We start from the raw sequence: 22,194 nt of genomic DNA on the forward strand, positions 1-22,194 counted from the left end.
TGGCGGCACTGTTAGGCTGGGCGCAGGGCACCTTCGCCTCCAAGATCGTGCTCGACGGCGACAAGGCCAAGGTGACGCGCGAAGTCGATGGCGGCCTGCAGACGGTGGAACTGAAGATGCCGGTGATCGTCACCGCCGACCTTCGCCTCAACCAGCCGCGCTATGCCTCGCTGCCCAACATCATGAAGGCNAAGAAGAAGCNGCTCGACGAGAAGAGCCCGGCCGACTACGGCGCCGACGTCAAGCCGCGGCTGAAGGTCATCAAGACCGAAGAGCCGAGCGGCCGCAAGGCAGGCGTCAAGGTCAAGAGCGTCGCTGAGCTGGTCGACAAGCTGAAGAACGAAGCCGGCGTGCTGTAAGGAAATCCGATGAGGCCGGCCTGCAAACGGCTGGCTTCTCCGCTTCCGGTGCTCACGTACAGAAGTACGCTCCGCTCCGGTTCTCGAAACCAACCGTTTTCGACTCGGCCTGACCGGATTTCAGGGAGCCGCGAAGACGAAAGTCAGGAATATCATCAATGGCTATTCTTCTGATTGCAGAACACGACAACGCAACCCTTTCCGACCAGACCGCCAAGGCGCTGTCGGCCGCGCTGCAGATCGGCTCGGACGTGCATGTGCTGGTTGCCGGCAAGGGCGCCAAGCCGGCAGCCGACGCTGCCGCCAAGCTGAAGGGCGTGAGCAAGGTGCTGTTGGCCGAGGCCGACGAGCTTGCCGAGCGCCTGGCCGAACCGACGGCAGCGCTCATTGTGTCGCTGGCGGGCGCCTACGACACCATCATCGCGCCGGCGACCTCGTCGGGCAAGAATGTCGCGCCGCGCGTGGCTGCGCTCCTCGATGTCGCGCAGGTGTCCGAGATCATCGAAATCGTATCGCCCGACACCTTCAAGCGGCCGATCTATGCCGGCAACGCCATCCAGACGGTGCAGTCGAGCGACGCCAAGAAGGTGATCACCGTGCGCACCGCCTCCTTCCAGGCAGCCCCCGAGGGCGGCTCGGCAGCCGTCGAGACCGTCAAGGCCGCGGCCAATCCGGGCCTCTCCACCTTCATCGAGAACAAGCTTTCCGAGACCGACCGTCCGGAGCTGACCTCGGCCAAGATCATCATCTCGGGCGGCCGCGCGCTGGGCTCCTCGGAGAAATTCCAGGAGGTCATCCTGCCGGTTGCCGACAAGCTCGGCGCCGCGGTCGGCGCTTCCCGCGCCGCCGTCGATGCCGGCTATGCGCCGAACGACTGGCAGGTCGGCCAGACCGGCAAGGTGGTTGCCCCCGATCTCTACATCGCGGTCGGCATCTCCGGCGCCATCCAGCACCTTGCCGGCATGAAGGATTCCAAGGTCATCGTCGCCATCAACAAGGACGAGGAGGCGCCGATTTTCCAGGTTGCCGACTACGGCCTCGTCGGCGACCTGTTCGTCATCCTGCCGGAACTGCAAAAGGCGCTTTGACGCTTTCTGCCAAAGCGTATTAAATGGTGAGGGTGGGGTAGACGAAGTCGCCCCGCCCTTTTAGTTTGCACCGCACAAAAAGCAGGCCGCAAAGGCTGAAAGCAATCCAGCAAAGTGCGCAGCGGTTTTGCGTCCGGGATTGCGGTAAAATAAAAGGTGGAGCGCTTTCGCAGTTCAAGCGGAAGGGTTCAGGACGGGATCGGTGTAATGAGCAAGATCGAGACGATCGGCATCATCGGCGCGGGCCAGATGGGTGGCGGCATCGCCCATGTCTCCGCGCTTTCAGGCTACAAGGTATTGATCTACGATATCTCGCCCGACCGCATCGAGAAGGGCATCGCCACGATCAGCGGCAACATGGCCCGCCAGGTGGGGTCCGGCAAGCTCGACGAGAAGGTGCGCAACGATGCGATGGGCCGCATTTCGGCCGCGCCCGCGATGGCCGATCTTGCGGGTGCTGACCTGGTGATCGAGGCGGCGACCGAGGACGAGACGGTCAAGCGCAAGATCTACGCCCAGCTTTGTCCGCAGCTCAATCCCGAAGCCATCCTGGCGACCAACACCTCGTCGATCTCGATCACGCGGCTTGCCGCGCAGACCGACCGGCCCGAGCGGTTCATCGGCATACATTTCATGAACCCGGTACCGCTGATGAAGCTGGTCGAACTGGTGCGCGGCATCGCCACCGAGGACCAGACCTTCGAGGCAGCCAAAACCTATGTGAAGCAGCTCGACAAGACGATCACGGTCTCGGAGGATTTTCCTGCCTTCATCGTCAACCGCATCCTGCTGCCGATGATCAACGAGGCGATCTACACGCTCTATGAGGGTGTCGGCTCGGTCGACGCCATCGACACCGCCATGCGGCTCGGCGCCAACCATCCGATGGGGCCGCTGCAGCTGGCTGACTTCATCGGGCTCGATACCTGCCTGTCGATCATGCAGGTGCTGCATGACGGCCTGTCGGACTCCAAGTACCGCCCTTGCCCGCTACTGGTGAAATATGTCGAGGCCGGCTGGCTCGGCCGCAAGACCGGGCGCGGCTTCTACGACTATCGCGGCGAGCATCCCGTCCCGACGCGCTGAGCGGATCGTCGGCGCAAATCAGGGACAAGCCTTTCGGTTCAACGGCGACGGGTCTATCAGGAGGCCACCGCCAGTGGCTCTGTCCGGCCATCCACGATCTGTGCGTCGGGCGCCACGGAGACACAGCCACGGCCCGCCGCCTTGGCGGCATAGCAAGCCGCATCGGCCCTGGCGATGATCTCGTCGACCTCGCCACAATTGGCATTGATCGCAGCCAACCCGATGCTGGCGCCGATCACGTGAGGACGGCCGTCCCAGGTGAAGTCTAGCCCGCCGATCGCATCGATGATGGAGCGCGCCGCGATCTTGGCGCCGGCTGCCGAACCCGATTTCAAAACGACCGCGAATTCGTCGCCGCCGAGGCGAGCGACGATGTCGTCTGGACCAAGCACGCCGCGAATAGCCACGGCGACCCGCTTCAGCAGCGCGTCTCCCGCCGCGTGACCACCCGTGTCGTTGACCAGTTTGAAGTGGTCGAGGTCGATGAACATGAACTGATGTCCGGCGCCTCCGACCGACCTTGTCGTGTCGCCGACCGACCGTGTCGTGTCGGCGGTGCCGTCCTTGCGCGCCTGGCCGACGAGGTCCTCCATGGCGCGGATGAAGCTGGAGCGGTTGGCAAGGCCGGTCAGCGCATCGTGTGCCGCGGCGTGGGCGAGCTGGCGCTGCAGCGCGCGCGCATCGGTAAAGTCCTGGAAGACGATGACCAGCCCGCAGAATTCGTTGCGGTCGTTGACGATCGGCGACACCACCTGGCGAATGCTGCAGCGCGTGTCATCGCGCCGGATGAGGACGGCGCGGCTGTTCTGGTCGGCGGGCGCATGAACGCCAACCGCGGGCCGGGTCACGCCGATCCTGTGCCCCGTCTCCTCGTCGACCGCCCAGTAGACATGGCCAAGCATCTTGCCGAGAGCCTCGCCGCCGGCAATCCCGGTCAGCTTTTCGGCGACCGGGTTCATGAAGGTGATACGGTTTGCGGCATCGGTGCAGATCACGGCATCGCCGATCGATTGCAGCGTCACCCTCAGCCGCTCCTTTTCATCGGCAAGCATTGCCGCCGACACGGTGAGGCGCTCTTCGGCCTCCTTGCGGCGGGTGATGTCGGTCAAGCTGCCGATGGCCCTGATCAGCCGTCCATCCTCATCACGTTCGATGGCCTTGCCGCGGTCGAGGATCCACACCCAGTGGCCATCCTTGTGGCGCATCCTGAACTCGGCCTCAAAGAACGGTGTCTTGCCCTCGAGATGAGCGCGATCCGCTTCGGCGACAGTCTCGCGATCATCAGGATGGATCATCGTCAGCCAGCGGTCGGTGTCGCCATCGAGCTCGCCATCCGCATAGCCCAGCATCTTGACCCAGGTCGAGGAATAGGTCGTGCCGCCCTTGCGCATGTCGAGGTCCCAGACGCCCTGGCCGGCGCCGGCGAGCGCGAAATTCCAACGCGTTTCCGCTTCGGCAATGCGCGCCTCGGCCTGCTTGCGAGCGTCGATGTTTTCGATTTGCGAGACGAGATAGAGCGGGCGGCCGCTGGTCTCATCGCGAATGACCGAACCGGCAAGATGGGCCCAGACAGGCGTTCCGTCCTTGCGGAGATAGCGCTTCTCGAAATGGAAGGAATTGACCGTGCCCGCCTTCAGATCGTCCATCGTCTTCCGCCCGATCTGCTGGTCGTCGGGATGCGTGATCTGGAAGAAAGTCAGCGTCTCGATCTCTTCGCTTGTGTAGCCAAGCATGGCCGCGAAGGCCGGATTGGTCTGGCGGATGCGCCCATCGAGACCGACAACGACGATACCGATCGCTGAATCCTCCATGGCGCGGCGGAAGCGCAGCTCGCTCTCGGCGATCTGTTGGCGATCCCTGCTGATCCTGCGGATGGACAGGGCGGCGAGGAACAGCGCGCCCGCCGCCACCGCCATCGCGATCTGCAGGCAGAGTTTCAAGGCTTCGGTGCCCAGGTCCAGGTGCGACAGCAGGATCGAGGCCGCCAGCACGCCCAGGCCGGCGACGAGCAACGCCAGCCCTGCACGCCCAAGAGATTCTCGGCTGGTCAATCCTCGCCACATCACGATACGTGCCACCCCCGTGCGCAAACGCATGTTCTCGCCTCAACCTTGGCGGATCGATTTTAAGGAAAGGTTGCGTCAGGCATTCCGGTGCCATCGCTAACCGGCAAACAATTGCCGGCATGATTAAGGATCGGTATGCGCGAGCGGGCTAGCGTGGCGCAACGCTACCAGCGCACGAAAAACCGTCCGCCGAGCGCGCCAAGCAATGCGAGCGCTGCAATGGCTATCGTGTACCAGGTGGCGACGAAAAGCGGCGAATCGTCGAAGCAGTGGGCGGCATAGAAGGTTGCCGCCAGCCCGCCGGCGAGCAGGCCTGCCACCGCACCGGCAAGCACCGGCCGTGTCGGCGCCCCGTAGCGCAGCATCCACAGGAAGATGGCAAGCGGACCGAGGCCGATCAGCGGGATGAAAGCCATGCAGATCATCATGTTGGAGCCGACCATTTTGGTTCCCCACAGCGCCTCCGGCACCATGAAAAGCTCCAGAACCACCGCCACGGCTACCAGCACTGGCGCCGCAGCCATCCCAACCATTGCCCGGCCCGTTGATGCACCCGGCGTCGACAAGGCACGGATCAGGGCGAAGGCGCTGACGGCAAGCACGATGGTGAAAACAAATTTGGAAAGGAAGCGCATCGTGTGCGCGGCCGCCATGAAATCCGGACGTGGGCCGATGGTCAGCAGGAAAACGACGGCCGCGATCACCGCTGCCGCACCGGCGGCCAGCCACCAGGCCGATTGCAGCGGCATCGCCTTGCTGGTTGCATCGGCGTCCAGCGCCTTGATGAGATCGCCCGTTCTCATGTCATTCCCGCCCGAACCGCCCCTGCCCGAATCGCTTGGCTATCGCGGCAAGTCCGCGATGCAGCGACACCCGCACCGCCGTCTCGCTGATGCCGAACTTTGCCGCTGTCTCGCCGATGGACCGCCCTTCCACCGACACGGCCGAGACCACGGAGCGCTGAGCCGGCGACAGACCGTCCAATGCACGGTTGATGTCGCGCTCGCTGACGGTCTCGGTTTCCGGCTCGGCGAACGTCTCGGCGATATCGTCGACGTCGATCTCGATGCGCCGTCCGCGCCGCCTGAACGCATCGATCAGCTTGAAGCGGGCAATCGCATAGACCCACGGCAACACCGGCGCATCCTGACGCCAGGTATGCCGTTTCACATGAATGGCCAGCAAGGTTTCCTGCACGACATCCTCGGGATCGACCCCGCCCTGCACGATCTTGCGCCTGGCAAAACCGCGAACCAGCGCGGCAATCCGGTGCAGAAAGTCGGCGTAAGCCCTTTCATCTCCCGCGATCGCGGCCCGCATCAGCCGGGAAAGTTCGGCCTCGTCCTTGCCGCTCACAAGAGTTCACTCCCCGATTTTCGCGTCTCGGCGCTGATTTGTTACGTGGCCGGCGAAATAATGTCCAAGCCAAACTGTCGGCAAGTCACGAAAGTTTGCGGCACCGCCGAACCGTGAGCATCACGCGGAATTGTCCGTTCGGCACCGACCTTTGCACGTCAGCGACCGATTGAAGCACATCAACAATGTTGACTATAGCTGTCATGTATCGATAGGTGCAGCCGTGACAGACCTAGGACCCCCGAAATCGAGGACAATGCCATGAAATACGCTCTTTCCACCCTCGCCGGCGCCGCCGCGCTGGCAATCAGCCTCATCGCCGGTCCGGCAAAGGCGGAAGAGGATGGCATCATTGTCTACAACGCCCAGCACGAAAGCCTGACCAAGGCGTGGGCCGAAGGCTTCACCAAGGAAACAGGCATCAAGGTCACCGTGCGCAATGGCGGCGACAGCGATTTCTCCAACCAGATCGTCGCCGAGGGCGCTGCTTCGCCCGCAGACGTCTTCCTGACCGAAAACTCACCGGCCATGGCGCTGGTCGAAAGCGCCGGCCTGTTCGCGCCGGTCGACGCGGACACGCTGGCGCAGGTTCCCCAGGACTATCAGCCGGCCAGCGGCAAATGGGTCGGCGTTGCCGCGCGCAGCACGGTCTTTGCCTATAACAAGACCAAGCTGACTGCCGACCAGTTGCCCAAGTCGATGCTAGACCTCGCCGATCCGAGCTGGAAAGGCCGTTGGGCCGCCTCCCCCTCGGGCGCCGATTTCCAGGCCATCGTCAGCGCCCTGCTCCAGCTCAAAGGTGAAGCCGCTACCGCCGACTGGCTGAAGGCGATGAAAACCAATTTCACGGCCTACAAGGGCAACAGCACGGTGATGAAGGCGGTTAATGCCGGCGAGATCGAAGGCGGCGTGATCTACCACTATTACTATTTCGGCGATCAGGCCAAGACCGGCGAAAACAGCAAGAATGTCGCGCTGCACTATTTCAAGAACCAGGATCCGGGCGCCTTCGTCTCGATCTCCGGCGGCGGTGTGCTGGCTTCGAGCAAGCATCCGAAGGAAGCCCAGGCGTTCCTGAAATGGCTGACAGGCAAAGGCGGTCAGGACGTGCTGAAAACCGGCGATTCCTTCGAGTACGCGGTCGGCAAGGGTGCGGACTCCAACCCGAAGCTGGTGCCGCTCGCCGATCTGCAGGCGCCGAAGGTCGATGCCACGACGCTGAACTCCAAGAAGGTCACCGATCTGATGACGGCAGCCGGCTTGCTTTAGTTGCCATTCGTCCTAAAAGGACACCCGACCACGCTCCCGCGGGAATTCGCCTTCCGCGGGAGTGATTTTGTTTTTCGAGATGGCATTCGTCGATGACGACACGCTGTGTTCCCGACCGCGATCGCGGTCTTTCAATTGCTGCCGCTGGACGGCAACGGCACGGCGTCTGACCTGATGCAGTCCGCGGTCGATCTCGCGCATTCGGGCCTGCCTTCGGGCACAGGCCGAAGGGCTCGGCGACGCGCACCGCTTTGGCTGGTCCTCGCCGCCATCTTCGTTGCGCTGCTGGCGCTGGTGCCGCTTGCCTTCATCATCTGGATCGCGGTGCAGACCGGCTGGGAGACAGTCTCGGCACTGGTCTTCCGGCCGCGTGTCGGCGAGCTTCTGGTCAACACTGTCCTGCTGGTCGCGCTCTCGGTGCCGATCACCATCGTGCTGTCGGTTTCGCTGGCCTGGTTGACCGAGCGCAGCGACCTGCCGGGCGCCCGGCTCTGGGCCTGGCTGTGCGTGGCGCCGCTCGCCATCCCGGCTTTTGTGCACAGCTATGCCTGGGTCACCATGGTGCCGGGACTGCACGGCCTGTGGGCCGGCGTGCTGGTTTCCGTGATCGCCTATTTCCCGTTCCTGTATCTGCCGGTGTCGGCGGCGTTGCGCCGTCTCGATCCCGCCCTGGAAGACGCCGCCGCCGCACTCGGCCTTGGGCCCCGGCGCGTGTTCTGGCGGGTCGTGCTGCCGCAATTGCGGCTCGCCATCTGCGGCGGCTCGCTGCTGGTCGGCCTGCATCTGCTGGCCGAGTACGGCCTCTATGTCTTCATCCGCTTCGACACCTTCACCACGGCGATCGTCGACCAGTTCCAGTCGACCTTCAATGGACCGGCCGCCAACATGCTGGCCGGCGTGCTGGTCAGCTGCTGCTTCGTGCTGCTCGGCCTCGAAGTGCTGGTGCGCGGCGAGGAGCGCTATGCCCGTGTCGGCTCCGGCGCGGCGCGCCATCAGCAACGCACAAGCCTCGGACGCGCCACCCTGCCTAGCCTGCTCCTGCTTGTCGTCATCACGCTTTTGGCGCTCGGCGTGCCGTTCGTCACCATTGGCGGCTGGCTTGCCGCCGGCGGCTCCGCTGTCTGGCGCTTGGACGAGATCGGCCTGGCGCTTGGCCAGACGCTGTTCCTGGCGCTCGCCGGCGCGTTGCTCGCCACCGTCGCCGCCATGCCGATGGCCTGGATCTCGATCCGCGCGCCGGGGCCATTGCAGCGTCTTCTGGAGGGCTGCAACTACATCGTCGGCTCGCTGCCCGGGGTCGTCATCGCACTGGCGCTGGTCACCATCACCGTACGCATCGCGCTGCCGCTCTACCAGACCTTGTTCACCATCCTGGTTGCCTATGCGCTGATGTTCCTGCCGCGCGCGCTGGTCAGCCTGCGGGCGTCTATCGCGCAGGCGCCGGTCGAGCTCGAACGCGCCGCTTCCAGCCTCGGCCGGCCGCCGCTGCAGGCGCTGTGGTCGACGACGATCCGCCTGTCGGCGCCGGGCGCCGCGGCCGGCATGGCCCTGGTGGCGCTCGGCATCATGAACGAACTGACCGCCACCCAGATGCTGGCGCCCAACGGCACCCGCACGCTGGCGATGGCTTTCTGGTCCTACAGTGGCGAGATTGATTATGCCTCGGCGGCACCCTACGCCTTCATCATGGTGGCGATGTCGCTGCCCTTGACCTGGCTGCTCTATGTCCAGTCGAAACGGATGGCCGGACGATGAGCTTTCTCGAAATCAGCGGCCTGCACAAGCAATACGGCCCGGTGGCGGCCCTTGCCGGCGTCGACCTCAGCGTCGCCAGCGGCAGCCGCACGGCGATCGTCGGTCCTTCCGGTTGCGGAAAGACGACCCTGCTGCGGCTGATTGCCGGCTTCGAGGCTCCGGACCAGGGCCACATCACGCTCGACGGTGCCATATTGGCCAACGGCGGCGCTGCGGTGCCGGCATATCGCCGAGGCATCGGTGTGGTGGCGCAGGATGGTGCCCTGTTTCCGCATCTGACCATTGGCGACAATATCGGTTTCGGCATGGGCCGCGGCGAGGACAAGCGCGCTGAGCGCATCGTCGAGCTCGCCTATATCGTCGGGCTCGACAAGGCGATCCTCAAACGCCGCCCGCACGAGCTTTCCGGCGGCCAGCAGCAGCGTGTGGCGCTGGCCCGGGCCATGGCGATGAAGCCCAGGCTGATGCTTCTCGACGAGCCGTTCTCGGCGCTCGATACCGGCCTGCGCGCCTCGATGCGCAAGGCGGTGGCCGAACTTCTGGAGGCCGCCGGCATCACCACCATCCTGGTGACGCACGACCAGGCCGAAGCGCTGTCCTTCGCCAGCCAGGTCGCGGTGATGCGCGACGGCAAGTTCTCGCAAATCGGCACGCCGCGCGAGCTCTATCTCAAGCCGAAGGACAGGATGATCGCCGAATTCCTCGGCGACGCCATCATCCTGCCGGCCAAGATATCAAATGGCTTCGCCAACTCGCCGCTCGGCCGCATCGCGGTCGACACCCATGACAGCCGCGATATCGCCCGCATCATGCTTCGCCCGGAGCAGATCGCGCTGAAGAGAACGTCGCGCGAGGGTATGTCCGGCACCTCGGACATGCTGTTCGGCGAGGTGACGGAATCCGAATTCGCCGGCTCGATGTGCACGGTCGCGGTGCGGCTCTTGAACAATGCCGATCCGCCCGATGCGGCAGCGATCGGCAACACGCCGCTGGTCCTGCGCAAACCGGGCATGGACGCGCCGGCGGTCGGCGAGATCGTCCGGCTGACTGTATCGGGAAAGGCGCATGTCTTCGCCTGAACGCCGCGTGGGTGGAGCGTAGGCCTATCTTTCTGATTAGCCGACGCGCTTTCCGGCCTGATCGAACCAGTGCAGCTTTTCTGCCTTGGCAACCACGCGCAATTGGTTGCCAACCGTGGCGGTGGCGCGACCCGCGACCCGCACGACGATCCTGCTGCCACCTGCAGCACAGTGAAGGAAACTTTCGGCGCCTACCGGTTCGACTGCCTCGACCAGCGCCGGCAGAATGAGCGCGCCGGACGGTGCCTCGGCCCCGAAGGTGACGTCGGCATCCTCGGGGCGGAAGCCGAGCGTGACGGCGTTCGCAGGCGCAAATTCAATCGTCTTGCCATCAGCCAGCGCCGGACCAGCCGGGCCTTGCGAAAGGGGCAGGAGATTCATCGGCGGCGCGCCAATGAAGGAAGCGACGAAGGTCGAGGCCGGCCTTTCGTAGACGTCGAGCGGCGCCCCCATTTGCTCGACCAGTCCGGCATTCATGACGACGAGGATGTCGGCCAACGTCATCGCCTCGAGCTGGTCATGTGTGACATAGACCGACGTGACGCCAAGCGAGCGCTGCAGGTTCTTTATCTCGACGCGCATCTGGCCACGCAATTTGGCATCGAGATTGGAGAGCGGTTCGTCGAAAAGGAAAACCCTCGGATTGCGCACAATGGCACGACCCATGGCGACACGCTGGCGCTGGCCGCCGGAAAGCTCGCGCGGGCGGCGGTCGAGCAGCGCCGAAAGTTCCAGTATTTTCGCCGTCGCGCGGACCCGGCTGTCGATCTCATCTTTCGGCGTGCCGCGGTTGCGCAGCCCATAGGCCATGTTGTCGTAGACTTTCATATGCGGATAGAGCGCGTAGTTCTGGAACACCATGGCGATGTCACGCTCGGTCGGACCGGTTGAGTTTACGATCTTGCCGTCGATCGCAACTGTTCCCGAGGAGATGGTTTCAAGCCCGGCGATCATTCTGAGCAGCGTGGACTTGCCGCAACCCGACGGGCCGACCAGCACGCAAAGCTCCTTGTCGGGAACTGCGATTGAAACGCCCTTCACGGCCTCGAAACCGCTGGGGTAGACCTTCTTCACATCCTTCAGATCGACGGTCGCCATCAGCTTCTCACTTTTCGGAATCGACCAGGCCGCGAACGAACCAGCGTTGCATCAGCACCACGACCAGGATCGGCGGCACGATGGCCAGCATCGCTGTAACCATGACCAGGTGCCATTGCGTATCGGCATCGGCGAAGGAGACCATCTTTCTGAGCGCGATGACGATCGTGTTCATGTTGCTGCTGTTGGTGACGAGCAACGGCCACAGATACTGTGTCCAGCCATAAATGAAGAGGATGACGAACAGCGCCGCGATATTTGTCCGCGACAGCGGCAACAGGATGTCGAAGAAGAAGCGCCACGGCCCCGCACCGTCGACCCGCGCCGCCTCAACCAATTCGCCAGGAATCGTCATGAAGAACTGGCGGAACAGCAGCGTGGCGGTGGCCGAGGCGATCAGCGGGATGATCAGGCCCGCATAAGTGTCGATCATGCCGAGATCGACCATCACCTTGTAGGTTGGCAGGATGCGCACCTCGACGGGGAGCATCAGGGTGATGAAGATCAGCCAGAAGAAGGTCATGCGCAGCGGAAAGCGGAAGAACACGATCGCATAGGCAGACAGGATCGAGATGAATATCTTTCCCACCGCGATGCCGAGCGCCATGATCGTCGTGTTGAGCAGCAGCCTGCCGACGCTGACGCCGCCGATGCGGCCGACACCGCCGAACAATGCCTCGCTGTAATTGTTCCAGAACTGATCGCCGGGCAGGAGCGGCAATGGCGGCCTGAGGATCGTTTGCAGCGTCTGCGTCGAGGCAACGAACGTGTAGTAGATCGGGAAGGCGACGATCAATATGCCGAGGATCAGCATGGCGTGGGCGATGACGGTGCGGAGCGGTGACTGGCCGATCATCGCTCGCCCTCAGCCGTAATGGACTTTGCGTTCCACATAGCGGAACTGGATGGCGGTGAGCGAGATGACGATGATCATCAGGATGACCGACTGCGCCGCCGAGTCACCGAGGATCAGATTGACGAAGCCGTCATTGTAGACCTTGTAGACCAGCGTCTCAGTCGTCTTGCCCGGACCGCCCCCGGTGACGGCATGGACGATGCCGAACGTGTCGAACAGGGCATAGACGGTGTTGACGACCAGCAGGAAGAAGGTCGTCGGCGCAAGCAGCGGGAAGACGATGGTCCAGAATCGCTTGGTCTCGCCGGCGCCGTCCATGGCCGCCGCCTCGATCAAGGCTTTCGGCACCGCCTGCAGGCCGGCGACGAAGAACAGGAAATTGTAGCTGATCTGCTTCCAGGCAGCGGCGGACACCAGCAGGATCATGGCGTGGGTGCCATTGAGCAGTGGATCCCAGGCGATGCCGAAACTCCTCAGCATGTAGGCCAGCGACCCGATCGAGGGGTTGAAGAGGAACAGCCACAGCATACCGGCAATCGCCGGCGCCACCGCGTAGGGCCAGATCAAGAGCGTGCGGTAGAGACCTTTGCCGCGCACCACCTTCTCTGCCATGACCGCCAGCAGGAGCGCCACGCACATGGCGACGATAGCGGTCGCAAGGGAAAACACCACCGTGACCTTGACCGAGTTCAGGTAGGCCGGATCGGCAAGCACTTTCCTGAAATTGGCGAACCAGACGAACTTGGTCCTCAGCCCGAACGGATCCTGCCTGAGCATGGATTGGTAGAACGCCTGACCGGCCGGCCAGTAGAAAAAAACGAGCGTGATGGCCAGTTGCGGCGCCACAAGCAGGTAGGGAAGGACCTTGTTGGGGAACACGACGCGAGGGGTCACGGAGCCACTCCGAGGTGATGAGGCGGGGGGCACCATGCGGCACCCCTCTCCGCCAAGATGGCTTTGATGAGCGTTTCGGACTGGGCATCATCGACCATTGGCGAAATCGCAAAGGACGGCAAAACTCCCCTCACGAGGGGAGATGCCCGGCGGGACAGGTGGGTGCGCCGTAGAGCAAGGACCTGCGCTCGCTCTAATTCCCCAGCGCTTCCTTGATCGCGGCATTGCCACGCGTAACCGCATTGTCGAGCGCCTGCTGCGCGGTCTGCTGGCCGGCGAGCATCTTCTCGAACTCCTCGTTCTGGATATCGCGCACCTGCGGCAGATTCGGCAGACGTACGCCCTTGGAATTGTCGGTCGGCATCTTACCCGTCATCTGCAGGATCGGGGTCTCGCGGCCGACATTCTTGTCATAGAAACCGGACTTCTTGGTCGCTTCATAAGCCGCCAGCGTTACCGGCAGATAACCCGACTTCTGGTGCAGGTATTCTTGCACCTCGGTCTTCGACAGGTAGGCGAAGAAGGCCGCGACGCCCTTGTATTCCTCATCGGATTTGTCCGCGAAAACCCACAGGCTGGCGCCACCCGGCGTCGTGTTCTGCGGCGCACCCTTGGCGTCGCTGTCATACGGCAATTGGCCAATGCCGTAATTCATGCCGGACTTGACGATATCGCCAAGCCCGCCGGACGATTCGGTCATGATCCCGCATTCGCCCGCAAGGAAGATCTGCTTGGCTTCGGAGGTGCGGCCGCCATATTTGAAGGTGCCGTCCTTGGCGAGGTCCGCCAGCGCCTGGAAATGGTTGACGAAAATCGGCGCGTTGATCTTGAGCTCGACATCGCCGCCGGCCAGACCGTTCTGCTGGGTGGCCCATGACACGTCATTCCAGGCCGCGAAATTCTCCAGATGTATCCAGGTCAGCCAGGTCGAGGTGTAGCCGCAGGCGGCCGCGCCGCTCGCCTTGATCTTCTTGGCGTCTTCCCACACTTCATTCCAGGTCTTGGGTGGGCTATCGACGTCGAGACCAGCCTTCTTGAAGATATCCTTGTTGTAATAAAGGATCGGCGAGGAGGAGTTGTAGGGGAAGGAGAGCATGGTGCCGTCCGGCTTCGAATAATAGCCGACTATGCCTGGCAGATACTGGCTCTTGTCGAAGGTCATTCCAGCGCTGGTCAACACATCGGCTGCGGGCTTGATGGCACCTTCGGCCGCCATCATCACGCCGGTGCCGACGTCGAACACCTGGATGATGTCTGGCGCCTGGCCCGCGCGGTAGGCGGCAATGCCGGCATTCAGCGTCTCGGGATACGTGCCTTTGAACACCGGAACGAGCTCATAGTCGCTCTGGCTGGCATTGAAATCTTTGGAGATCTTGTCGACGACTTCGGCATTGGCGCCAGTCATGGCGTGCCACCAACTGATCTGCGTGACGGCAAAAGCGGAGGTTGAGGAAAGCGTCATAAAGGTAGCGGCAACACCGGCCGCGAAGCCGAAGGACTTCATGTTTCATCTCCCGTTTGTCATTGGCGAAAGGGGGCACTCCCGCGAAGGCAATATGTGTCGCTCATGACAATCAGACAACGGTTTTGTTGCAGATCGACGAACTTCACCCTTTACCTGACGCAACGCTCGCCTCCGCTTGGAGGCATGGAGAGCGATACGGTTAGCCGGCTTAGCGCGACGACAAGCGCGCCAGGAAGCACCGTCGGGACTGTCAAGCTGGCTTTCGGCGTGTCAGCCCTGATTGCAGCCGCAGCAACCCGAAGAGACACGCCAAGGTTGCAGCCGACTTTATCGATCCCTCAACGGCAACGCGCTACTCGATACTGCTGCCCTGTTTATTTCCAAAGCTCAGGTGAAATAAATGCTGACGGTCTACAATTGTATCGTCAACGAACACGATCTGAGACTGGTCGCACTCGCCGCGCTGATCTGCGGAATTTCCTGCTTCTCTGCTGTCAACCTGCTTCAGCACATAAGCCGTTCCACAGATCGGAACCGGCTTGCCTGGCTGATGATCGCGGCCACTTCGACCGGCTTTGGCATCTGGGCAACGCACTTCATCGCCATGCTCGCATTCACACCGGGCATACCCAGTGCTTATGATCCGGCACTCTCCGTGCTTTCGCTCGCTGCTTCGGTCACTTTGACGGCAGCCGGCATGTGGATCGCCACCTTGCGGGATGAGTTCGACTATCATCTCGTCGGCGGCGCCGTGCTGGGCGGCGGTATCGCAGCCATGCACTACATCGGCATGGCGGCGTTCGAGGTTCAGGGCCGTATCGAGTGGAACCTGTTGCTTGTCGCCGTTTCCCTGCTGGCCGGCGTAACGCTCGCGGCGCTGGCGCTGCGTGTCGTGCAGCGCCGCCCCTCCTTGAAGGCGACATCCGGCGGCGCGGTGCTGCTGACGCTGGCGATCTGCACTCTGCATTTCATCGGTATGGGTGCCGTCTCCATCTTCCCCGATCCCTCGATCGTCATATCCGAATACACGATCGAGCCGACCTCGCAGGCTTTCGCCGCCGCCGCCGCCACACTGGTGATCCTGGTTCTGTCGGCATCGGCGCTGTGGATCGATTTGCGCTTCCGTCGCCAGAAGCTCGAGGTCGACCGCATGCACGGCCTGGCCAATGCCGCCGTGGAGGGGCTGATCGTCTGCGACGGCAACCGCATCATCAGTGCCAATGACAGCATTGCGGCACTGACGGGCATAGCAACAGCGACGCTGAACGGAATGCAGCTTGGCGATCTCTTCGGATCCGATATGTCGGGCTTCGGCGAACAGCCGCAGGAGGCCGAATTGAGCGGTCGCGATGGCACGAGCATTCCTGTCGAGCTGATCGCCAGGAGCATCGACTACTGTGGCAAACCGCACAACGTGGTCGCGGTCCGCGATATTCGCGAGCGCAAGAAGGCGGAACAGGAGATCCTGCGGCTTGCCCATTTCGATCCCTTGACCGGACTGGCCAATCGCCGCAGCTTTTCCGGCCGGCTGGAGACGGAAATCGCTGCGATGGGCCGGACCAGGAAAGGCGGCCAGCTTGCGCTTCTGCTGCTTGATCTCGACCGGTTCAAGGAGGTCAACGACCTGTATGGGCACGGCGCGGGCGACGCCATGCTGCAGAAGGTTGCGCAGTGCGCGACCGGTATCCTTCGTCCAGGGCAGATGGTGGCGCGGCTGGGCGGCGATGAGTTCGCCATCATCGCGCCGAACCTGGCCGACCCGTTGGAGGCAGGCCGTATCGCCAACGCCGTGCTGACCGCCATGCGCGAGGAAAACCGGCTCTCGGTCGGCGGCGGCCTTGTGTCGGCAAGCATCGGCATTGCGCTGTATCCCTCGGATGCCGAAAACCAGGCCAGCCTGATAAGCCACGCCGATACGGCACTCTACCGGGCCAAGACCGAAGGCAAGGACACTTACCGTTATTTCGAAGCATCGATGGGGGCCGAGGCCCGCGACAAGCGCGTCATGGAGCACGAACTGCGCCAGGCGGTCGCACGCCAGGAGTTCTATCTCGTCTACCAGCCGCAGAAAGAGATCAGCAGCGGAAAGATGGTCGGCTTCGAAGCGTTGGTCCGCTGGCGGCATCCGACGCGCGGCGACGTGTCGCCGGCCATATTCATCCCGGTGGCCGAAGACAGCGGCGCCATTGGCCAGATTGGCGAATGGGTCCTGACGGCTGCCTGCGAGGAAGCCGCCCGCTGGGAAAATCCGCTGACGGTGGCCGTCAACGTTTCGGCGGTGCAGCTCCACAACACGAATTTCAGCCGCAAGGTCCACGAAACATTGCTGAATTCCGGCCTGGCGCCCGGCAGGCTCGAGCTTGAGATCACCGAGACGGCGCTTGTCAAGGACATGCCGCGGGCGCTGGCCACCTTGCGGCAGGTCAAGGCGCTGGGCGTGCGCGTGGCCATGGACGATTTTGGAACCGGCTATTCCTCGCTCTCCAACCTCCGCGCCTTCCCCTTCGACAAGATCAAGATCGATGGCTCCTTCATCAAGTCGGTCGACAAGAACGGCCAGGTCGCGGCGATCGTGCGCGCCGTCCTGGGACTTGGACGTGGTCTCGGCCTGCCGGTTCTGGCGGAGGGGGTCGAGACGCTCGGCGAACTGAAATTCCTGGACGCCGAAGCCTGCGAGATCGGCCAGGGCTATTATATCGGCAGGCCAGCTCTCATCGAAGAATTCGGCGATCTGACCGGTGTCGTCACACCCGCTGTCGGCAGCAAACCCGCTACCTTGCGCGACAGAAGCGTTCTGGCCTTCGCACCGGCACCTGCGCTAGCCACACGCTAGACTAGAGGCTCTCGGGCTTGAGTGCCGTCTCGACCAGCCGCCTGGCGTCCGGCCCCGACCATTCGGCCGGGCCGTTCATATGGGCGATCAGGCAGCCCTCGCCGTCGACCAGCATGGTGACAGGAAGGCCTAGCGCCAGGCCGCGCTTCTTGAGGTCGTTGAACAGCGCCATCGTCGAATCCCGGTAATAGCCAAGCGTCGCGACGCCGGTATCGCTGAGGAACTTCTTCGGCTTCACATCGTCGCCGGCATCGACATTGACGGCGATCACTTGAAAGGCGTCGCTGCCCTTTTCCTTCTGCAGCGCATCGAGCGCCGGCATTTCGGCACGGCACGGCGCGCACCATGTCGCCCACAGATTGAGCAGCACCGTCTTGCCGGCATGATCGGCAAGCGTCATCGGCTTGCCGTCCGGACCGTTGAAGGCAAGGCTCTTCAGGGATTGTGGCGGATCGGCGGGCAAAAGTGCCGCGACCTCACCGGTGGCCGAAGCCGCGACCTTCTTGGCGCGGTCGCTCTTGGCCGCGCAGGCCACGTCGTCCTTGCTCTCACCCACGGCAGCTTGTGCCGGTGCATTGTTGCCAGACCGGCTCTCGCTGACATATACCGCGACCGCGCCCGCCAGCGCGCCCGCCACCAAGGCGGCGAGGATCAGGCGCGGGGCCGGGAAGAATCTACTACCGTCTGCCATTTTCTCAAAACTGCTCCGAAGCACGGGTTATAGCCATGAGCGACAAGAAAACCAGCAACCAGATGTGGGGCGGACGTTTTGCCTCGGGTCCGGCCGCCATCATGGAAGCGATCAACGCGTCTATCTCCTTCGACCGCAAACTCTATGCGCAGGACATCAAAGGCTCGATCGCCCATAGCGAGATGCTGGCGCAAACGGGCATTATTTCGGCGGCCGATCAAGAAAAAATCGCTGACGGGCTGAACACGATCCTGAGAGAGATCGAGGCCGGCAGCTTCGAGTTCTCGACGCGGCTCGAAGACATCCACATGAACATCGAGGCGCGCCTTGCCGATCTGATCGGCCCGGCGGCCGGCCGCCTGCACACCGCCCGCTCGCGCAACGATCAGGTCGCGGTCGATTTGCGGCTCTGGGTCAAGGAGGAGTGCTTTCGCGTCGCCGAGGCGTTGAAGGGGTTGATTGAGGCGTTGCTGGAGCGGGCCGAGGAGCATGCGGCGACCGTGATGCCGGGCTTCACCCATATGCAGGCGGCCCAGCCGGTGACCTTCGGCCATCACTGCATGGCCTATGTCGAGATGTTTTCGCGCGACCTGTCGCGTGTCCGCGATGCGATCGAACGCATGGACGAAAGCCCGCTCGGTGCCGCGGCGCTGGCCGGCACCAGCTTCCCGATCGACCGCCACCGAACCGCCAAGGGGCTCGGCTTCCGCGAGCCGATGCGCAATTCGCTCGACAGCGTCTCGGATCGCGATTTCGCGCTCGAGTTCCTTGCCATGGCCGCGATCTGCGCCACGCATCTGTCGCGGCTGGCCGAAGAGATCATCATCTGGTCGACGCCGCAATTCGGCTTCGTCAGGCTGTCGGACTCGTTTTCCACCGGCTCGTCGATCATGCCGCAGAAGAAGAATCCCGATGCCGCCGAACTGGTGCGCGGCAAGACCGGCCGCGTCACCGGCCATCTGGTCGGCCTGCTGACCGTGATGAAGGGCATGCCTTTGACCTATGGCAAGGACATGCAGGAAGACAAGGAATCGGTATTCGACGCCGCCGAGACGCTCGACCTGATGCTGGCGGCGATGACCGGCATGGTCTCGGACATGACGGTCAACGCAGCCGCGATGAAGAAGGCCGCCGGCTCCGGCCACGCGACAGCAACCGACCTTGCCGACTGGCTGGTGCGCACGCTCGGCCTGCCGTTCCGACAGGCGCATCATGTCACCGGCCGGGCGGTAGCGCTGGCCGAAGACAAGAAGGTGGGGCTGGAGAAGCTTTCGCTGGAGGATCTGCAGTCGATCGATCCCGGCATCACGGCCGACATATTCTCAGTGCTGGCGGTGCAGAACTCGGTCAAGAGCCGCACCAGTTTCGGCGGCACCGCGCCGTCGGAAGTGAGGAAGCAGATCCGCGCCTGGAAAAAGCGACTGGCGAAAGCGTAATGCCGGATGTTGCGCCAGCAATATCCCGGACATGCGACCAGCAATATCCGGACGTTGCGCCAGATATTGCGACGAGCAATATCTCGGGGTGCAATGCGCCGAGAACTCGGCTAAAAGCGGCGGCTGACAAACGTTTCGGACGGATGGATCGATGACCGGAAGCAGGATTTTGGTGACGCTGACGCTGCTGGTGGCGATCGCGGCCGTCTCGGCCTGCGGCAGGAGGGGCGGTCTCGACACACCCTATGAGGCGGCCGTGCAGGCGCGCAAGGATGCCTCGAAGGCCCATCAGCCCGTGCCGCCGGAGCCAGAAAAACCGGTCAAGGACAAGAAGTTCATCCTCGACCCGCTGATCTAGGCCGACGAGAGCGGGGCCTTCCAACCCGATCTCATCGTGCCCCAACTTTCCGGAACCACTCCCGTGAACCATTTCGACTACCGCGACGGCGTGCTCCATGCCGAGGACGTGGCGATACCAGATATCGCCGCACAGGTCGGCACGCCATTCTACTGCTACTCGACGGCCACCCTGACCAGGCACTACCGGGTGTTTGCCCAGTCCTTTGCCGGGCTCGACACGCTGGTCTGCTACGCCATGAAGGCCAATTCCAACCAGGCCGTCCTGCGGACGCTGGCGAAGCTCGGCGCCGGCGCCGACGTGGTTTCGGAAGGTGAATTGCGCCGGGCGCTGGCCGCCGGCATTCCGGCCGGCAAGATCCTGTTTTCGGGCGTCGGCAAGACCGCGCGCGAAATGGACTTTGCCCTTGCCGCCGGCATCCTCTGCTTCAACGTCGAGTCCGAGCCTGAACTCGAGCTGTTGTCGGCGCGAGCCGTTGCTCTTGGCAAGGTGGCGCCGATCTCGCTGCGCATCAATCCCGATGTCGACGCCAGGACCCACAAGAAGATCTCCACCGGCAAGGCCGAGAACAAATTCGGCATCCCGTGGCAGAGGGCGCGGCAGGTCTATGCCCGCGCGGCAACGCTTCCCGGCATCAGGATCACCGGCATCGACACCCATATCGGCAGCCAGATCACCGAGCTGCAGCCCTTCGACGACGCCTTCGCCCTGCTTGTCGATCTGGTCGGCGCGCTGCGGGCGGACGGCCATGCCATCGAGCATATCGACCTCGGCGGCGGCCTCGGTATCCCCTATCGCGTCGACAACAACCCGCCGCCGCTGCCCGATGCCTATGCCCAGATCGTCAGGAAGCATGTCACCAAGCTCGGGCTGAAGGTGATGTTCGAGCCGGGCCGGCTGATCGTAGGCAATGCCGGTATCCTCGTCTCGGAAGTGATCTTCGTAAAGGAAGGCGACGCCAAGAACTTCCTCGTCGTCGACGCCGCCATGAACGATCTCATCCGGCCGACGCTCTACGATGCCTTCCACGATATCCGTCCGGTCGTGCAGCCGCCGGCGGACACGCCGCGCATGATGGTTGACGTCGTCGGCCCGGTCTGCGAGACCGGCGATTATATCGGCCTGGACCGCGATCTGCCCAGGCTGAAGGCCGGCGACATGATTGCCGTCTCCACCGCGGGCGCCTATGGCGCGGTGCAGGCCGGCACCTACAACACCCGTCTGCTGGTTCCGGAGGTGCTGGTCGACGGCGACCGGTTCCACGTCGTGCGCCCACGCCTGACCTATGACGACCTGATCGGGCTGGATTCCGTGCCCGACTGGCTTGCATAGAAGCGCCGGAAACACACCGACCCGTCACAGGGAGCAATCATGACGAACGGCATCACCGTCACACGCGAGCGCATTGCCGCGATGGAACCGCGCATCCGCCCCTATATCAGGCACACGCCGGTGCTGCGCGTCGACATGGCCGATTTCGATCGGCAGCCGCTGGCCGTAGACCTGAAGCTCGAATGCCTGCAGCATTCCGGCTCGTTCAAGGCGCGCGGCGCCTTCACCAACCTGCTGGAGCGTGCGGTCCCAAAGGCCGGTGTCGTCGCAGCATCGGGCGGCAACCATGGCGCGGCCGTCGCCTATGCCGCCATGCGGCTTGGCCACAAGGCGACCATCTTCGTTCCCGAAGTGAGCCCGGCGGCCAAGCTGGAACGGATCCGCTCCTATGGCGCCGAGCTGATCGTCGGCGGCGCCCGCTATGCCGAAGCGCTGGCCGCCAGCGAACGGTTCGCCGAGGAGACCGGCGCCTTGCAGATTCACGCCTTCAACCAGGAGGAAACGTTGGTCGGCCAGGGCACGCTTGGGCTCGAAATCGAGGCCGATTTGCCTCGGATCGACACGCTGCTGGTCGCTGTCGGCGGCGGCGGTCTGATCGGCGGCATCGCTGCCTGGTTCGCGGGCCGCATCCGCATCATCGCCGTCGAGCCGGAAGGAGCGCCGACGCTGCATCGCGCCTTCGAGGCCGGACACCCCGTCGATGCGCCGGCCGAGGGCATCGCCGCCGATTCGCTGGCGCCAAAGCGCGTCGGCGAAATGATGTTCCCGATCGCCGAGGCCTATGTCGAACGCTCGATCCTGGTCGGCGACGACGACATCGTCGCCGCGCAGAAGGCGCTGTGGAACCGAACCCGCATCATCTCCGAGCCGGGAGGTGCGGCCGCCTTTGCCGCGATCCTGTCGGGCCGCTATGCGCCGGCGCAGGGCGAACGGCTCGCCGTGCTGGTCTGCGGGGCGAATGCGGACCCCGCTACCTTCTAAAGGGCCTGCTGCCTTCTAAAGCGATGCAGGATGGAACTATAACGGTCCACTTCACGTTTTTTCGAACCGCCTCGCCTTTGCCGTGTTTGCTGGTATTCTTTGAGTCGTGAGGCGTCGGGCTATCTGCCCGCTCCACAGCATGATCCCGAAACATGGAATCCCTTTCGGAACAGATCATGCTCAAAGGGATAG

18 protein-coding genes and 1 pseudogene are annotated in these 22,194 nt (G+C 63.4%); 11 read left to right on the top strand and 8 right to left on the bottom strand.

The window, feature by feature from the left end:
* From M729_RS0122185 to M729_RS0122195, 3 genes and pseudogenes are all read left to right on the top strand, one after another.
* Positions 1 to 359: pseudogene (locus M729_RS0122185) on the top strand (electron transfer flavoprotein subunit beta/FixA family protein); the annotation flags it as partial.
* Positions 360 to 517: 158 nt separating this feature from the next.
* The gene (locus tag M729_RS0122190) at positions 518 to 1,447 is read left to right on the top strand and encodes an electron transfer flavoprotein subunit alpha/FixB family protein (RefSeq protein ID WP_027162891.1); all 930 of its coding nucleotides are present in this window, start codon (positions 518 to 520) and stop codon (positions 1,445 to 1,447) included.
* Positions 1,448 to 1,654: 207 nt separating this feature from the next.
* A complete protein-coding gene (locus tag M729_RS0122195) occupies positions 1,655 to 2,533 on the top strand; it encodes a 3-hydroxybutyryl-CoA dehydrogenase (protein WP_013529423.1) in 879 nt (292 codons plus the stop codon).
* A 56-nt stretch (positions 2,534 to 2,589) separates the two neighbouring features.
* Here M729_RS0122195 and M729_RS0122200 read toward each other — a convergent pair whose 3' ends face one another.
* From M729_RS0122200 to M729_RS0122210, 3 genes are all read right to left on the bottom strand, one after another.
* The gene (locus M729_RS0122200) at positions 2,590 to 4,629 is read right to left on the bottom strand and encodes a PAS domain S-box protein (protein ID WP_027162892.1); all 2,040 of its coding nucleotides are present in this window, start codon (positions 4,627 to 4,629) and stop codon (positions 2,590 to 2,592) included.
* Positions 4,630 to 4,763: 134 nt separating this feature from the next.
* Positions 4,764 to 5,402 carry an NrsF family protein gene (locus M729_RS0122205; protein ID WP_027162893.1) on the bottom strand — a complete coding sequence of 213 codons (639 nt, stop codon included), beginning with the start codon at positions 5,400 to 5,402 and terminating at the stop codon, positions 4,764 to 4,766.
* Position 5,403: 1 nt separating this feature from the next.
* The gene (locus M729_RS0122210) at positions 5,404 to 5,955 is read right to left on the bottom strand and encodes a sigma-70 family RNA polymerase sigma factor (protein ID WP_013529420.1); all 552 of its coding nucleotides are present in this window, start codon (positions 5,953 to 5,955) and stop codon (positions 5,404 to 5,406) included.
* A gap of 261 nt (positions 5,956 to 6,216) precedes the next feature.
* Between M729_RS0122210 and M729_RS0122215 the strand changes: the two genes are divergently transcribed.
* The 3 genes from M729_RS0122215 (at position 6,217) to M729_RS0122225 (ending at position 10,058) form a co-directional block, all read left to right on the top strand.
* Positions 6,217 to 7,224, top strand: coding sequence for an iron ABC transporter substrate-binding protein (locus M729_RS0122215; RefSeq protein WP_013529419.1), 1,008 nt, complete (start codon positions 6,217 to 6,219; stop codon positions 7,222 to 7,224).
* A gap of 174 nt (positions 7,225 to 7,398) precedes the next feature.
* The gene (locus M729_RS0122220; protein ID WP_024503777.1) at positions 7,399 to 8,979 is read left to right on the top strand and encodes an iron ABC transporter permease; all 1,581 of its coding nucleotides are present in this window, start codon (positions 7,399 to 7,401) and stop codon (positions 8,977 to 8,979) included.
* Positions 8,976 to 10,058, top strand: coding sequence for an ABC transporter ATP-binding protein (locus M729_RS0122225; protein ID WP_013529417.1), 1,083 nt, complete (start codon positions 8,976 to 8,978; stop codon positions 10,056 to 10,058). The genes M729_RS0122220 and M729_RS0122225 overlap by 4 nt, the downstream gene beginning before the upstream one ends.
* Positions 10,059 to 10,094: 36 nt before the next feature.
* Here M729_RS0122225 and M729_RS0122230 read toward each other — a convergent pair whose 3' ends face one another.
* The 4 genes from M729_RS0122230 to ugpB all read right to left on the bottom strand — a co-directional run bounded on the left by M729_RS0122230 (position 10,095) and on the right by ugpB (position 14,410).
* Entirely contained in the window at positions 10,095 to 11,156 is a 1,062-nt protein-coding gene (locus tag M729_RS0122230) for a sn-glycerol-3-phosphate import ATP-binding protein UgpC (protein WP_013529416.1), read from the bottom strand.
* A gap of 7 nt (positions 11,157 to 11,163) precedes the next feature.
* Positions 11,164 to 12,012 carry a sn-glycerol-3-phosphate ABC transporter permease UgpE gene (ugpE, locus tag M729_RS0122235; RefSeq protein ID WP_013529415.1) on the bottom strand — a complete coding sequence of 283 codons (849 nt, stop codon included), beginning with the start codon at positions 12,010 to 12,012 and terminating at the stop codon, positions 11,164 to 11,166.
* Positions 12,013 to 12,021: 9 nt separating this feature from the next.
* The gene (ugpA, locus tag M729_RS0122240; RefSeq protein ID WP_050596316.1) at positions 12,022 to 12,942 is read right to left on the bottom strand and encodes a sn-glycerol-3-phosphate ABC transporter permease UgpA; all 921 of its coding nucleotides are present in this window, start codon (positions 12,940 to 12,942) and stop codon (positions 12,022 to 12,024) included.
* 157 nt (positions 12,943 to 13,099) lie between these two features.
* On the bottom strand, positions 13,100 to 14,410 hold the full coding sequence (gene ugpB / locus M729_RS0122245; protein ID WP_027162895.1) for a sn-glycerol-3-phosphate ABC transporter substrate-binding protein UgpB: 1,311 nt from the start codon (positions 14,408 to 14,410) through the stop codon (positions 13,100 to 13,102).
* A gap of 361 nt (positions 14,411 to 14,771) precedes the next feature.
* Here ugpB and M729_RS0122250 point away from each other — a divergent pair, with 361 nt between their 5' ends.
* Positions 14,772 to 17,204 (top strand): EAL domain-containing protein, encoded by a 2,433-nt coding sequence (locus M729_RS0122250; protein ID WP_027162896.1) that lies wholly within the window; start codon positions 14,772 to 14,774, stop codon positions 17,202 to 17,204.
* A gap of 1 nt (position 17,205) precedes the next feature.
* On the opposite strand, the gene M729_RS0122255 is transcribed toward M729_RS0122250, so the two are convergent.
* A complete protein-coding gene (locus M729_RS0122255) occupies positions 17,206 to 17,895 on the bottom strand; it encodes a TlpA disulfide reductase family protein (RefSeq protein WP_027162897.1) in 690 nt (229 codons plus the stop codon).
* A gap of 35 nt (positions 17,896 to 17,930) precedes the next feature.
* On the opposite strand from M729_RS0122255, the gene argH reads away from it, so the two are divergent.
* From argH to M729_RS0122275, 4 genes are all read left to right on the top strand, one after another.
* The gene (gene argH, locus M729_RS0122260) at positions 17,931 to 19,331 is read left to right on the top strand and encodes an argininosuccinate lyase (RefSeq protein WP_032809132.1); all 1,401 of its coding nucleotides are present in this window, start codon (positions 17,931 to 17,933) and stop codon (positions 19,329 to 19,331) included.
* Between the two features lie 151 nt (positions 19,332 to 19,482).
* Positions 19,483 to 19,689: a lipoprotein gene (locus tag M729_RS0122265; protein ID WP_013529409.1), complete on the top strand. Its 207-nt coding sequence runs from the start codon at positions 19,483 to 19,485 to the stop codon at positions 19,687 to 19,689.
* 63 nt (positions 19,690 to 19,752) lie between these two features.
* The gene (gene lysA / locus M729_RS0122270; RefSeq protein ID WP_027162899.1) at positions 19,753 to 21,021 is read left to right on the top strand and encodes a diaminopimelate decarboxylase; all 1,269 of its coding nucleotides are present in this window, start codon (positions 19,753 to 19,755) and stop codon (positions 21,019 to 21,021) included.
* A gap of 39 nt (positions 21,022 to 21,060) precedes the next feature.
* Complete coding sequence (locus M729_RS0122275) at positions 21,061 to 22,002, top strand: threonine/serine dehydratase (protein ID WP_027162900.1); 942 nt, start codon at positions 21,061 to 21,063, stop codon at positions 22,000 to 22,002.
* The last annotated feature ends 192 nt before the right edge of the window (positions 22,003 to 22,194 follow it).

It is taken from the genome of Mesorhizobium sp. WSM1293 (assembly GCF_000513875.1).
Classification (GTDB): domain Bacteria; phylum Pseudomonadota; class Alphaproteobacteria; order Rhizobiales; family Rhizobiaceae; genus Mesorhizobium; species Mesorhizobium ciceri.

Coding starts and splice junctions, on each gene's coding strand:
- M729_RS0122190 (WP_027162891.1), top strand. CDS start 518: ATGGCTATTCTTCTGATTGCAGAACACGACAACGCAACCCTTTCCGAC.
- M729_RS0122195 (WP_013529423.1), top strand. CDS start 1,655: ATGAGCAAGATCGAGACGATCGGCATCATCGGCGCGGGCCAGATGGGT.
- M729_RS0122200 (WP_027162892.1), bottom strand. CDS start 4,629: ATGCGTTTGCGCACGGGGGTGGCACGTATCGTGATGTGGCGAGGATTG.
- M729_RS0122205 (WP_027162893.1), bottom strand. CDS start 5,402: ATGAGAACGGGCGATCTCATCAAGGCGCTGGACGCCGATGCAACCAGC.
- M729_RS0122215 (WP_013529419.1), top strand. CDS start 6,217: ATGAAATACGCTCTTTCCACCCTCGCCGGCGCCGCCGCGCTGGCAATC.
- M729_RS0122220 (WP_024503777.1), top strand. CDS start 7,399: ATGCAGTCCGCGGTCGATCTCGCGCATTCGGGCCTGCCTTCGGGCACA.
- M729_RS0122225 (WP_013529417.1), top strand. CDS start 8,976: ATGAGCTTTCTCGAAATCAGCGGCCTGCACAAGCAATACGGCCCGGTG.
- M729_RS0122230 (WP_013529416.1), bottom strand. CDS start 11,156: ATGGCGACCGTCGATCTGAAGGATGTGAAGAAGGTCTACCCCAGCGGT.
- ugpE (WP_013529415.1), bottom strand. CDS start 12,012: ATGATCGGCCAGTCACCGCTCCGCACCGTCATCGCCCACGCCATGCTG.
- ugpA (WP_050596316.1), bottom strand. CDS start 12,942: ATGGTGCCCCCCGCCTCATCACCTCGGAGTGGCTCCGTGACCCCTCGC.
- ugpB (WP_027162895.1), bottom strand. CDS start 14,410: ATGAAGTCCTTCGGCTTCGCGGCCGGTGTTGCCGCTACCTTTATGACG.
- M729_RS0122250 (WP_027162896.1), top strand. CDS start 14,772: ATGCTGACGGTCTACAATTGTATCGTCAACGAACACGATCTGAGACTG.
- M729_RS0122255 (WP_027162897.1), bottom strand. CDS start 17,895: ATGGCAGACGGTAGTAGATTCTTCCCGGCCCCGCGCCTGATCCTCGCC.
- argH (WP_032809132.1), top strand. CDS start 17,931: ATGAGCGACAAGAAAACCAGCAACCAGATGTGGGGCGGACGTTTTGCC.
- M729_RS0122265 (WP_013529409.1), top strand. CDS start 19,483: ATGACCGGAAGCAGGATTTTGGTGACGCTGACGCTGCTGGTGGCGATC.
- M729_RS0122275 (WP_027162900.1), top strand. CDS start 21,061: ATGACGAACGGCATCACCGTCACACGCGAGCGCATTGCCGCGATGGAA.